12 protein-coding genes and 1 riboswitch are annotated in these 13,279 nt (G+C 41.4%); of the genes, 10 read left to right on the top strand and 2 right to left on the bottom strand.

Features of this window, described 5'->3' with window-relative positions; translation table 11 throughout:
• Positions 1-4 precede the first annotated feature (4 nt).
• Complete coding sequence (locus AB986_RS15755) at positions 5-820, bottom strand: alpha/beta hydrolase (protein ID WP_048312220.1); 816 nt, start codon at positions 818-820, stop codon at positions 5-7.
• A 90-nt stretch (positions 821-910) separates the two neighbouring features.
• Between AB986_RS15755 and AB986_RS15750 the strand changes: the two genes are divergently transcribed.
• The 5 genes from AB986_RS15750 (at position 911) to AB986_RS15725 (ending at position 5,172) form a co-directional block, all read left to right on the top strand.
• A complete protein-coding gene (locus tag AB986_RS15750; RefSeq protein ID WP_048312218.1) occupies positions 911-1,426 on the top strand; it encodes a gamma carbonic anhydrase in 516 nt (171 codons plus the stop codon).
• Positions 1,427-1,495: 69 nt separating this feature from the next.
• Positions 1,496-1,714 carry a hypothetical protein gene (locus AB986_RS15745; RefSeq protein WP_048312216.1) on the top strand — a complete coding sequence of 73 codons (219 nt, stop codon included), beginning with the start codon at positions 1,496-1,498 and terminating at the stop codon, positions 1,712-1,714.
• 407 nt (positions 1,715-2,121) lie between these two features.
• Positions 2,122-2,649: a phosphatase PAP2 family protein gene (locus AB986_RS15735; RefSeq protein ID WP_048312212.1), complete on the top strand. Its 528-nt coding sequence runs from the start codon at positions 2,122-2,124 to the stop codon at positions 2,647-2,649.
• Between the two features lie 23 nt (positions 2,650-2,672).
• Complete coding sequence (locus tag AB986_RS15730) at positions 2,673-3,818, top strand: glycosyltransferase family 4 protein (RefSeq protein WP_048312211.1); 1,146 nt, start codon at positions 2,673-2,675, stop codon at positions 3,816-3,818.
• Between the two features lie 22 nt (positions 3,819-3,840).
• A complete protein-coding gene (locus tag AB986_RS15725; RefSeq protein WP_048312210.1) occupies positions 3,841-5,172 on the top strand; it encodes a nucleotide sugar dehydrogenase in 1,332 nt (443 codons plus the stop codon).
• 145 nt (positions 5,173-5,317) lie between these two features.
• Here the strand turns inward: AB986_RS15725 and metK are convergent, their stop codons facing one another.
• Positions 5,318-6,514: a methionine adenosyltransferase gene (metK, locus tag AB986_RS15720; RefSeq protein WP_048312209.1), complete on the bottom strand. Its 1,197-nt coding sequence runs from the start codon at positions 6,512-6,514 to the stop codon at positions 5,318-5,320.
• Positions 6,515-6,722: 208 nt separating this feature from the next.
• Positions 6,723-6,833: riboswitch (SAM riboswitch) on the bottom strand.
• Between the two features lie 1,103 nt (positions 6,834-7,936).
• Here metK and pckA point away from each other — a divergent pair.
• The 5 genes from pckA (at position 7,937) to AB986_RS15695 (ending at position 13,279) form a co-directional block, all read left to right on the top strand.
• Positions 7,937-9,520, top strand: a complete 1,584-nt coding sequence (pckA, locus tag AB986_RS15715) for a phosphoenolpyruvate carboxykinase (ATP) (RefSeq protein WP_048312208.1) — start codon at positions 7,937-7,939, stop codon at positions 9,518-9,520.
• Between the two features lie 157 nt (positions 9,521-9,677).
• Entirely contained in the window at positions 9,678-10,673 is a 996-nt protein-coding gene (locus AB986_RS15710; RefSeq protein ID WP_048312207.1) for an ABC transporter substrate-binding protein, read from the top strand.
• Positions 10,674-10,687: 14 nt separating this feature from the next.
• Positions 10,688-11,464, top strand: a complete 777-nt coding sequence (locus AB986_RS15705) for an ABC transporter ATP-binding protein (protein ID WP_048312206.1) — start codon at positions 10,688-10,690, stop codon at positions 11,462-11,464.
• Positions 11,445-12,245 carry an ABC transporter permease gene (locus AB986_RS15700; protein ID WP_048312205.1) on the top strand — a complete coding sequence of 267 codons (801 nt, stop codon included), beginning with the start codon at positions 11,445-11,447 and terminating at the stop codon, positions 12,243-12,245. The genes AB986_RS15705 and AB986_RS15700 overlap by 20 nt, the downstream gene beginning before the upstream one ends.
• A 179-nt stretch (positions 12,246-12,424) precedes the next feature.
• Positions 12,425-13,279: a cation diffusion facilitator family transporter gene (locus AB986_RS15695; protein ID WP_152671012.1), complete on the top strand. Its 855-nt coding sequence runs from the start codon at positions 12,425-12,427 to the stop codon at positions 13,277-13,279.

Genomic DNA, 13,279 nt, shown 5'->3' with positions numbered 1-13,279 from the left:
TCATTTATTTGCCTTCTTGGTCGTTTGCTTGATAATCCAATAATTCAAGTTTCAACTCAACAAACGCTTGGGCTGTTTTAAAAACTGTATCACGCTCTGGTTCATTAAACACTTCATGATAAAGTCCATCCCATTCTTTATAGGACTTCTCTGTTAATGGGATCCGATTGAACCATGATCTCACTGCATGTTTATCAACAATTCGATCATCACCGCCTTGTAAGACAAGCAATGGTAAATTCTGAAAAGATTTAGATCCTTCGTTTGCAATTTTCATCGCCTTAAGAAGTTCTCGATACCATCTTACAGATACTTTATGAACCATTAAAGGATCTTCCTGATCTCGAGTATGAAATTCCGTATTCCTCGTTCCAATATTCGATTCGATTTTGGAATTTAATCTAAGTGTAGGAACGATAGGATTTAACATTTTCGAAAGAAGATCTACTCCTTTATTCGGTGGATTTACAAGACCAATACAAGGTGAGGACAAAATGACACCTGTTAGGGAAGGTCTTTTTTCCATAATCGTACGAATTGTTGCTAGCCCACCCATACTGTGGCCGAGTAAAAAAACTGGTAGTTCATATTCAAATGCTCGTTTAATCCATTTATCAATTGTTTCGATATACTGATCAAATGAATCAATGTGCCCGCGTCGTCTTGTGCTCTCTCCCTGACCAGGTAAATCACCAAGTACTACGTGATAATCTGCCTCAATCCATTTTGAGACAAGCCAATCGTAGCGGCGATGATGTTCATTAGCTCCATGAACTAAAACAATAACTCCCTTTGCATATTGCGCTTCTTTAATTCTCATTGTTATAAGCCCCCTTATGTAGGTCGTCGCTTTTTGATAAACTACGTTTGAAAAGGATTTCATATATTATAAAGGAAAGTTGGGATTGAAATGCTCTACGCTTATCGAGATAAAAAACCTTCGATACATGAATCAGTCTATATTGCGGATTATACTACCATTACAGGGGATGTGACAATTGGTGAGCAAAGTAGCATCTGGTTTAACACCACTATTCGCGGAGATGTAGCTCCTACAGAGATTGGTTCAAGAGTAAATATTCAAGACAATTGCGTTCTCCATCAAAGCCCTAACAAAAAGCTTATCCTAGAAGACGGCGTTACTGTTGGACATCAGGTTATTCTTCATAGCAGTATTATTCGAAAAAATGCACTTATTGGAATGGGATCCATCGTTCTTGATGGTGCGGAAATTGGTGAAGGAGCTTTTATTGGTGCCGGTAGTCTTGTTCCGCCCGGAAAGAAAATCCCACCGAACTCACTCGCCTTCGGACGACCTGCAAAAGTCGTAAGAGAATTAACACAAGAAGATCTACTTGATATGGAGCGAATTCGAAATGAATATGTAGAAAAAGCAGCTTACTACAAAGATCAGAAACCACTCTAGAATTGTGCATATTTCATGTAGGTTTGAGGAAGGTTACCAATACAATCCTATTGGATAGAGGTGCCTTCTATGTACAAACTGACCCTCGTCTTAATCGTGTTAGTTGTTATCACGTTATTAATAGGGGCTTTTATGACTTATCGACTTGGCAATAACCAAAAAGGTGAATACGATAACCAGGGAAACGCCCGAGCTAAATCGTCCTACTTCAGCAATCCGATCTTCCTTGTGTATATCGTTGCAACCGCACTTGCGATTGGATACGTCATTTATTTCACATTACTTTAAAGAAAAGATCAGGAGAGTTTTTCTGGTCTTTTTTTGATGGTTTAAATGCAACTTCTTACTAAACGCTTGGCTCCGCTTTTGGTGTCTAGCTGCAGTGGGCAGACCCTCGGTCACTTCGCCTTTCAATCTGAACACAAAGAACGTGTTCCAATTCAAGAGTTCCAATATCTCCGTTTCTAAACGCTCGTCTCCGCTTTTCTTGTCCAGCTGCAGCGGCCAGGGTCTCGATCGCTTCAACTCCCTTCTAGAACACAAAGGGCGTGTTCCAGTAGGGAGGTTCCAGCGCTTGTCGACCCTAAACGGCCGCTTTCGCTTTTCATCTTAACAATCATTTTAATTTTCTTTAATACTACCATTATATTTCCTCTTTAAGATAGAAGTAACATATACCTTAAGGGGGATTCTTTTTGGGCAGAGTAGTTTGGTGGCTTTATGAGCAGGAGTGTTCGGTGTTTCGGTTTGTGAATTTAAGGTGTCATTCTCGATTTCTGACTTCTTTTTTTGGTTGGGTTACGCATGTTGGTGGGGCTAGGGCGACGATTCTTAGTACTCTTTTGTTGTGTCTATTCTTACCTTCTCCATCTAGTTTATGGGCAATTCAGAGCGCGATTGCACTTACAATTAGTCACTTGCCTGTTCATTTAATCAAGAAATACTACCCGAGACACCGCCCTTATCTTTCTATTCCAGAAACGAAGATGCTCGTGCTTCCACTTAAAGACCATTCATTTCCGTCGGGTCATACGACAGCTGTTTTCTCTGTTTTAACACCGTTTATGTTACACGTACCTTCGCTTTTCATTCCTTTACTTACTCTCGCAAGTCTTGTTGGGCTGTCGCGAATTTATCTAGGTCATCATTATCCTTCCGATGTCTTAGTTGGGGCTTTACTTGGGAGCGGGAGTGGCGTTCTTGTATCAATTTTATTCGGTTAAAACATGAAACGGGAGGTACTAGTATGAAGCTTGCACTTTTTACGGACACGTATTTTCCTCAAGTAAATGGTGTATCACGTACACTCGGTAAATTAACTTCCTATATGGATAAACAACAGGTCGAATATATGTTATTCGCGCCCGATTGCCAGACAGAGGAAGATCTCTTCTCAAGTAATATACATCGATTTGCAAGTATGAAATTCTTTCTATATCCAGAATGTCGAATCGCTTTACCGAAACTTAACATGATACGAAAACAGTTACGGGGATTTTCTCCAGACCTGCTTCATATCGCAACTCCATTTAACATCGGACTAAGTGGTCTTCACTATGGGAAAAAGCTTAACATTCCTATGGTCGCTTCGTATCACACGAATTTCGAGGATTACTTAGAGCACTATCGTCTTGACTTGTTGTCTCCATTTGTTTGGAAATACATGATGTGGTTTCATCAACCCTTTTCATCGATCTTCGTTCCATCCACAGAAACACGTAATCGCTTAAGTAGTCAGGGCTTTGAGAATTTACACTTATGGCGACGTGGGGTTGATTGTGATCTTTATTCTCCACGTAGAAACAACGCATCAATTCGAGAACGATATCAAATTAAGGAGAAGTACATCCTTCTATTTGTCAGCAGGCTTGCACCAGAAAAAAACCTTGGCACGCTCCAAAAGATAATGTGGAAGCTTCCGAAAGAAATGAAGCGAGAGATCAGATGGCTTGTTGTAGGAGATGGACCAGCAATGCCTCATTTTCAAGAAAACCTACCTTCGAATGTAACCTTCACAGGCTACAAGCAGGGAGTTGAGCTAGCTGAACTATACGCTACAGCTGATCTATTTCTCTTTCCATCCGCAACTGAAACGTTTGGTAATGTAGCGTTAGAATCACTCGCATCGGGGACTCCTGTCATCGCAGCAAACGCCGGGGGGTTAACAGACGTTATATCAAATCAACGAAACGGTCTCCTCTGCTCACCTTATGATGAAGGCGAGTATATCCAAGCGATTCGTCGACTCCTATTGGATCAAACAGAAAGAAAAATGATGGGATACGAAGGTCGACGTTATGCACTTACACAATCTTGGGACGCTATATTTGGAAAGCTAATAGAGGATTATGAAACAACAATCGGACAGAAAAAGATTGCTCAATATGCTTAACAAAAGTAAAGGAGGAAAAGTGATGAAGCTAGCAGTATTTGGAGCAAATGAAATTGGTTTAACCGTATCTGCTGTATTTGCATCTCATGGGTATGACGTAGTATGTACAGATGAGGATCGTGATCAAATTACAGCGCTTAACTCCGGAGAATTACCAATCTATGAAGAAGGACTACCCGAACTCATCATGAAAGCTAAATCAGTTGGAAAATTAAGTTATTCTGTAAATCGACTTACTGCTGCATCTGAATCAGATTACCTTCTTTTCACTGAACCAATTCCAGTAGATGAAAATAATAAGCCTGATTTATCAGCATTCTACCGATTCATTAGACAGATCACCATTACTGTCAGAACTCACAAAACCTTTATTATTAAAAGCGCTGTTCCACCGGGAACAGCTTCTGAAATAGAGGCTATTCTACTTGAACAAGGATTACATGATCGTTCCTTTGATGTGGTGAGCAACCCTGATTTCATAAGAAAAGGATCGGCAGTGAAAGACTTCCTGTTCCCCTCAAGAGTCATTCTTGGTACCTCTTCTCTACGAGCTTGCAGAATAATGGAAACGTTCTATGCTCCACTTTCTAATGCTCTTACTTACATGGATCATTCGAGTGCAGAATTAATGCGTTATGCTTATCATACGTACCAATCAATGAAAGTATCGTGTTTAACGATGATTGCTGGAGTTGCAGAAAACTTTGGAGCTGATGTCGAAGCAATTCAATCAGCACTACCTTCAGAACCAAGAAGCCATGATCATTCATTACATCCTGGATCCTGCTTTCTAGGATTTGAGAAATCCGTTGAAGCAGCCTCTTATCGTACAATGATTAAAGAATCATCATCAGCTAATAAAATGTTTGAAGCTCTAGAGGGAATCGATCAATATCAACCAGAGCTGTTAATACAGAAATTGAAGGATTTTCTAGGTACTCTTCAAGGAACGACGATTGCTATCTTTGCATCAGCCACCCTAAAAGGTTTTCCTGCTCTTCCACCTTCTAACTTTGTAATTAAACGACTTGAAGAAGAAGGTGCAACCGTTAGAACGTTTGATCCAATCACAGAAGAATTCCAATTGAGAGAAAACACTGTCTCCCCTATGTACGAAACAGTTCAGGATTGCGATGCACTTCTGCTTATGACAGAAATCCTTTCGCTTCAGCATGTAAACTGGGGTAAGGTTGTAGATGGTCTTAAACTACCTTTACTCGTAGATGGACATAATTTGTTTACACTCGATGAGATGAGAAAAATTGCTAACTCATTTGACCTGATCTATTGTTCAATTGGAAGACCTAATATCTATAAAGGACTTGGATCGATCTCTGTTCAGTCGGTTCAGTAATTCTGATGGCATATACACGCTTCTCCCTATGAGTGCTTTCTGTCTTTCACAATCTCCCATCACTTATCCCCTCTATTTATACTCTACTTCCATTAAGCTCGCGATAAAAAAAAGAGAAGCCATTAAGGCTCCTCTTTTATGAAAATTAAATGCCAGCACCCTGTTTTAAGGATTCTGCACGATCCGTTTGTTCCCAAGGAAGCTCAATATCTGTACGTCCAAAATGACCATAAGCAGCCGTTTGCTTATAGATTGGGCGACGAAGATCAAGCATCTTAATGATTCCAGCTGGGCGGAGGTCAAAGTTCTCTCTTACAAGCTCAACGAGGCGCTCTTCTGATACTTGACCTGTTCCAAACGTATCAATCGCAATAGATACAGGCTGAGCCACACCAATTGCATAAGCGAGTTGAACTTCACAGCGGTCTGCAAGACCTGCTGCTACAAGGTTTTTTGCAACATAACGAGCTGCATATGCTGCAGAACGGTCTACCTTCGTTGCATCCTTACCAGAGAATGCTCCACCACCGTGACGAGCATAACCGCCGTAAGTATCAACAATGATCTTTCTTCCTGTCAAACCTGCGTCACCTTGTGGTCCACCAATAACAAAGCGTCCAGTAGGATTGATGAAGTACTTCGTTTCATCATCAATCAATTCAGCTGGAACAACTGGTTTCACAACGTGTTCTTTAATATTGCGCTGAATCTGTTCAAGTGAAATCTCAGGATGGTGCTGAGTAGATACAACAATAGTATCAACACGAACCGGCTTGCCAGTTTCATCGTATTCCACTGTTACTTGTGTCTTACCGTCTGGACGAAGATAAGGAAGAATTTCTTCTTTTCTTACTTCGCTTAATCGACGAGCTAATTTATGAGCAAGAGAAATTGGAAGTGGCATAAGTTCTGTCGTTTCATTACATGCATAACCGAACATTAAGCCTTGATCTCCTGCACCAATTGAATCAATCTCATCTTCAGACATCGTACCTTCACGCGCTTCTAAAGCAACGTTTACACCAGCTGCTATATCTGCAGATTGCTCATCAATAGATGAAAGTACTGCACATGTTTCCGCATCAAAGCCATACTTTGCACGAGTATAGCCAATGGTTTGAATCGTCTCACGAACGACTTTTGGAATATCCACATAGTGGGATGTTGTAATTTCACCAGAAACTAACACAAGACCGGTTGTTACTGTAGTTTCACAAGCTACGCGCGCATTTGGATCATGCGCAAGAATATCATCTAGAATGGCATCTGAAATCTGATCTGAAATTTTATCAGGATGCCCCTCTGTAACTGACTCAGAAGTAAACAAACGACGATTACTCACTCAAGTACCTCCTTAAGGAATTGGATCCTATCAATAATGTAGTAATGGATACGGTACTCATTTCCCTATTATTCTTAGCCGAAACGAGAGAACGAATTCAATTTCTTATCGTTTAACCTATTTAATTACATCATAAATCGTAACGACATTAAAAAAGCCCTTTCCTTCTATGTAGAGGGAAAAGGAGCTGATATCTCATGCCTTTCGCCTCTTATCTTCCAAGACTATTGTCTTGCAGGTTAGCACCTTAATCCTCAATTTATAGGAGTTGGTTGCTGAGCTTCATCGGGCCTGTCCCTCCGCTTGCTCGGGATAAGAGTATCCATTCTCGACATATAATAACGCAGTTAAAAGACCGTGTCAATAACGAAAGGCGGAGACGAGCGTTCAGAAACGGAGATATTGGAGCTCTTGAATTGGAACACGCTTTTTGTGTTCCGATGAAAGAGTGAAATATCGCAGTTTCTGCGAGTCGCAGCTGGATCTCACGAAAAGCGGAAGCGGCCGCTTAGACGCGGCAGGCACTGGAACCCTCCAACTTGAACACGGTCTTTGTGTTCGAGTTGGAGGGTGAAGTGACAGAGGGTCTGGCCGCTGCAGCTGGACATGAAAAGCGGAAGTGGGCGATTAGGTCCGACAAGCGCTGGAAGGATTTCATTTGAACACGTTCTTTGTGTTCGGATGAAATCCTGAAGCGACTAGAGGACCTGCCCACTGCAGCTAGACATGAAAAGCGGAGACGAGCGTTCAGAAACGGAGATATTGGAGCTCTTGAATTGGACTTTTTGTGTNAAAGAGTGAAATATCGCAGTTTCTGCGAGTCGCAGCTGGATCTCACGAAAAGCGGAAGCGGCCGCTTAGACGCGGCAGGCACTGGAGCCCTCCAACTTGAACACGGTCTTTGTGTTCGAGTTGGAGGGTGAAGTGACAGAGGGTCTGGCCGCTGCAGCTGGACACGAAAGGCGGAGACGAGCGTTCAGAAACGGAGATATTGGAGCCCTTGAACTGGAACACGTTCTTTGTGTTCGGATGAAATCCTGAAGCGACTCAAGGACCTGCCCACCGCAGATGGATCTCACGAAAAACAAAGCCGCCCCACAGATCCGTAATATGGTTGCGTCCAATCAACCGACACTCATACCCTCACTCGATTGGGCGAAACAGCCGGGGGATTCCCACCGCTAACTCCACCTTCGACAATTTCTAGTTCTCCTCTAAAGCAATCCAATATGACTCTCTTCCTATTAATAATAGGCTAAAGTCGAGCCTAACTAAATAGGTATTAGCCTTTTTTTCTCTTTTTATGCAAAAAATACGTAAATTAGTATAGAATAATTAAATAAATGTGTTATACTATTTTTGAGATTATTTAGACAGCATAAGACAGCAAACGAAATCTTCAAAAAAGGATGGGTCTAACGTATGAAAACAGCTTCCTTCTCCTCACCGTTATTGGATGAGACTTTAAATAAGAACAATCCACATGTGAATTTATCAGTCTCTGAACTTACAGAGCATTCTCTTTTTAAAAACGAAGGAACTTTGTCTTCGACAGGTGCACTTCGTGTTGAAACCGGAAAATACACTGGACGTTCTCCCGCGGACAAGTTCATTGTTAATGAAGACTCCGTTAAAGATAAGATTAATTGGAAAACAAACCAGCCTATTTCCGAGAAAAGTTTTGAAAACCTTTACACAAAAGTACTGAATTATCTCGGTGAGAAAAAAGATCTTTATGTATTTAAAGGATTCGCTGGAGCTGACCAGTCTTCTAGACTTCCTATCCAAGTTATTAATGAATATGCATGGCATAACCTATTCGCACACCAGCTATTCATCCGTCCTAATGAAACAGAACTTAAAGAACATGAAGCTGAATTCACTGTCATCTCTGCGCCTGGCTTCCAAGCAGATCCAGAAGTAGATGGTACTAATTCAGAAACGTTTATCATTATCTCTTTTGAGAAGCGCACCGTTCTTATTGGTGGAACAGAATACGCTGGTGAAATTAAGAAATCGATTTTCACCGTTATGAATTACATTCTTCCAGAGCGAAACATTCTATCTATGCACTGCTCTGCCAACGTTGGAAAAGAGGGCGATGTTGCTTTGTTTTTCGGTTTATCCGGCACTGGAAAGACAACGCTTTCAGCTGATGCCCATCGTTCTCTCATTGGCGATGATGAGCATGGTTGGTCCATGAATGGCGTGTTTAATATTGAAGGCGGTTGTTACGCAAAATGCATTAATCTTTCGAAAGATAAAGAACCACAAATATGGGATGCTATTCGATTTGGAACCGTCCTTGAAAATGTCATGATGAAAGAAGAAACACGTGAACCGGACTATGATAATACGAGTTTAACCGAAAACACGCGTGCTGCCTACCCTATTGATGCAATTCCGAATATCGCAATTCCTAGTGTTGCTGGGCATCCTAACACGATCATTTTCTTAACAGCTGATGCATTTGGCGTACTTCCTCCAATCAGTAAGCTGACGAAAGAACAGGCGATGTTCCATTTTCTTTCAGGATACACAAGTAAACTAGCAGGAACTGAACGTGGCGTAACATCACCTGAAGCAACCTTCTCTACTTGCTTTGGAGCTCCATTCCTTCCTTTACCTGCCCATCGCTATGCTGAGATGCTGGGCGAGAAAATCATGGAGCACGATGTACAGGTATTCCTTGTTAACACTGGTTGGTCTGGTGGGGGCTATGGTGTTGGTGAGCGTATGAAATTATCTTACACAAGAGCGATGATTCAAGCTGCGTTAAACGGCGAGCTAGATCGTATTGAAACTGAAACAGATCCAATCTTCGGTTTGCATATTCCATCGCATTGCCCTGGTGTTCCAGCTCAAGTCTTGCAACCAAAACAAACTTGGGAAAATCAAGAAAGTTACGACATAAAGGCAAAAGAACTAGCTACTCAATTCGTAAAGAACTTCGAGAAGTTTACTAATGTATCGAAAGAAATTAAGCAAGCAGGACCTAACATTTAATTCACTTGTGAAAAGCACCTTAGCGGGTGCTTTTTTTGTTTGAAATGAATATCTCTCATGCTCAAAGTTTGTGGGGCAAACACACAAATCCTCCCTGTACATAGGCTATAGTATCTTAAAACATGAGCCTATTTCATGTGACAGCGGGGGCTAGATTATGACAAAATATTGGTTTAACCGGATAACACTTTATACAAGTATCCTCTTTCTTATCATTCTATCTGCATGTGGAAATAGCAGTGAAAATGATCAAGTGCGAGTAGCTGAAGTAACTCGATCAATTTTCTATGCGCCACAATATGTTGCCATTTCTGAAGGCATTTTCGAAAAGCATGGAATTGATGTAGAACTAACAACCACATGGGGTGGCGACAAAACGATGACGACGCTACTTTCAAACGGAGCAGATATTGCACTTGTCGGATCAGAAACATCTATTTATGTGTATGCTCAAGGAACAAACGATCCTGTAATTAACTTTGCTCAGCTTACACAAACAGATGGCACCTTTCTTGTTTCAAGAGAAAAGATCGATCATTTTGCATGGGAAGATTTGAAAGGCAGTACCTTCCTCGGCCAACGTAAAGGTGGTATGCCTCAAATGGCGGGTGAATTTGTCTTAAGAAACAAAGGTATTAATACACAAGATCTCGATCTCATTCAGAATATTGATTTCGCAAACATCTCGAGCGCATTTGCTTCAGGCACAGGAGATTTCGTTCAGCTTTTTGAACCGACTGCAAGCATATTCGAAGAACAGGGTGTTGGGCATATCGTAGCGTCATTTGGTAAAGAATCCGGCAAGATACCATATACCGTCTTTATGGCCAAAGAAAGTTACCTGAACAAAAATCCTGACACTGCCAAACGATTTACTAAAGCGCTATATGAAGCACAGCAATGGGTCGATACTCATTCAGCGGAAGAGATCGCAACGTCAATTGAACCATTCTTTCCTGATACGGAACTGGGCCTCATCACAACGGTCGTTGATCGCTACAAAAGCCAGCATTCTTTTGCGACAAATCCGATGCTTGATGAAGAAGAGTGGAATAACCTTCAAAATATAATGGATGAATCTGGTGAACTACCGAAGCGAGTCGATCACAGTAAGTTAGTAGATAACAGTTATGCAGAAGATGCGCAAAAATAGGAGGGATTGAACTCATGTCTTTCCTTCAAGTTAATGGCATTAGCCACGTTTATTTAACAAAAACGAAAGCTAAAGAAGCCATTGCTGACCTGTCATTTTCCATTGAGGAAGGTGAATTCGTATCCTTGCTCGGTCCAAGCGGATGCGGTAAATCTACGTTACTCTCCATAATATCTGGACTGTTACAGCCAACCGAAGGAAACGTTATTATACAGGGGAAAACTAAGCATAAACCGGGCGAATCGATGGGATATATGCTTCAGCAAGATTATTTGTTTCCATGGAAAACAATTGAAGACAATTGTTTAATAGGTTTAAAGCTAACCAACAGACTCACGAAAGAATCGATAGATGGGACCTTAAATCTTCTTGATCAAATGGGGTTATATGATGTCCGGCACGCTTACCCCGATCAGTTATCAGGCGGTATGCGCCAGCGTGTAGCACTTGTACGTACGTTAGCAACTGGACCCGACCTCCTTTTATTAGATGAGCCATTCTCGGCACTAGATTACCAGACAAAGTTAAAATTAGAAAATCTCGTTTCCGCTACTTTAAAAACACACAACAAATCAGCTCTCCTTGTCACTCATGATATTGGAGAGGCCATTGCGATGTCAGACCGAGTCATTCTACTTTCACCTAGACCTGGAAAGATCGCTAGAACGTTTCAAATGCCTTCTCACCTACGTGAGTTAATACCATTTGATGCGCGGAACGATCCAGAATTTGCTGAGCATTTTCAAGTTATTTGGAAGGAGCTTGATTCTCTTGAACAATCTCCAACTTGAGAAACAACACTCGGCTTACCTTAAACGACTTAGGAAAGAGAAATATGAAATAACGGGATGGCAACTTTTCATTCTACTAGCTTTCTTAACGCTCTGGGAAACAGCGGGTCGCTTTAACTGGATTGATCCATTGTTGTTTAGTTACCCTAGCAAAATCTCTTCTCTATTCGTAGCTAAACTAAGCGATGGCTCATTGGCTTTGCACACTAGTGTCACTCTCCTTGAAACAATTGCTGGATTTATCCTTGGAACGGCTTTAGGAACTCTCTTTGCAGCCGCACTGTGGTGGTCAAGGAAGGCATCAAGGATCTCAGATCCCTACCTTGTTGTTTTAAATTCAATGCCGAAAGTAGCTCTAGGACCAATCATTATCGTCGCTCTAGGTCCCGGCTACCTCGCCATTATTACAATGGGTGCTTCTATTTCCATTATCATCACTACCCTCGTCATCTATCATGCCTTTCATACCGTTGAACCTAACTATGTTAAAGTGATTCAATCTTTTGGAGGTAACAAAAAACACACTTTTCTTGAAGTTATCCTCCCAGCTTCTTTTCCCGCGATCATCTCCACACTTAAAGTGAATGTTGGACTGTCATGGGTTGGGGTGATCGTGGGAGAATTTCTTGTTTCAAAGCAAGGACTTGGGTATATGATTATTTATGGTTTTCAGGTGTTTAACTTCACGCTTGTTTTATTAAGTCTCTTCATGATTGCTGTTTTCTCATCTCTAATGTACCTCGGAGTTGAATGGTTAGAACGGAAGTTAATAAAGAATTAGCCTTCTCTTTATCGAGAGGCTTTTTTTGTTGGGATTGGGCAAACTAGTTAGCTAGAACTTACAAAACTGACACGGTCCTAAACGTCTAACCGATGGCAAAATGATTGCTCTAGACCCACCCGAACGCCATCTGATAGCATGTAGAGGAAGATAATTAATAATGAAATCAGGTGAAGAAAATGAATGCACTGCGGGGAGTCTGGATTAGCATCACAGCATATTTGCTTCTTTCAATCGCTAAGCTTTTTGCTGGATATTTCTTGGGATCAGAGGCTTTGCTTGCAGATGGTTGGAACAATGCTTCAGACATTGTGGCATCAGTTGCTATATTAATTGGAATGAAAATATCGCTTAAACCACGTGATCGAAATCATCCTTATGGACATTCTCGAGCTGAAACAGTTTCTTCCCTATTCGCCTCGTTCGTTATGATGGCAATTGGTTTGCAAGTACTCTTTCACACAGCTTCTATTCTCATTCAAGGTCCTAAGTCCCCTCCACCGTTAAGCTCAGCGTGGATTGCTTTACTTGGTGTTTTGGTAATGAGTTCCGTTTACTTCTACAATAAAAAGCTGGCTATCAAAACAAAAAGCCACGCCCTCATGGCCGCAGCGAAAGATAACTTATCAGACGCCCTTGTGAGCGTAGGCGCATTTATAGGCATTATCGGAGCTAGTTTACACATGTACTGGCTCGATCCACTTACTGGATTTATTGTCGGGCTGATCATATGTAAAACAGCTTTTGGGATTTTCAAAGAATCTTCCCTAATGCTAACAGATGGATTTGATACAGATAAACTCAACGAAATTCAAACAACCATTAAAGAGATCGATGGTGTAGAAGCACTGGTTGATATTAAAGCGCGTATGGCTGGTAGTAGTGTTATTGTCGATGCCATTGTGGAAGTAGCTCCTGACTTAAACATTAAGGAAGGACATTTTATTACAGATGAAATTGAGGCGCGCCTTGAGAAGGATTATGATATTAGAACCGCCCACATTCATATTGAACCTGGTCAACGAAGCCAATAA

The organism is Guptibacillus hwajinpoensis (assembly GCF_001039475.1).
GTDB classification, from domain to species: domain Bacteria; phylum Bacillota; class Bacilli; order Bacillales; family Guptibacillaceae; genus Guptibacillus; species Guptibacillus hwajinpoensis.
This window is presented reverse-complemented; position numbering and strand designations above follow the sequence as displayed.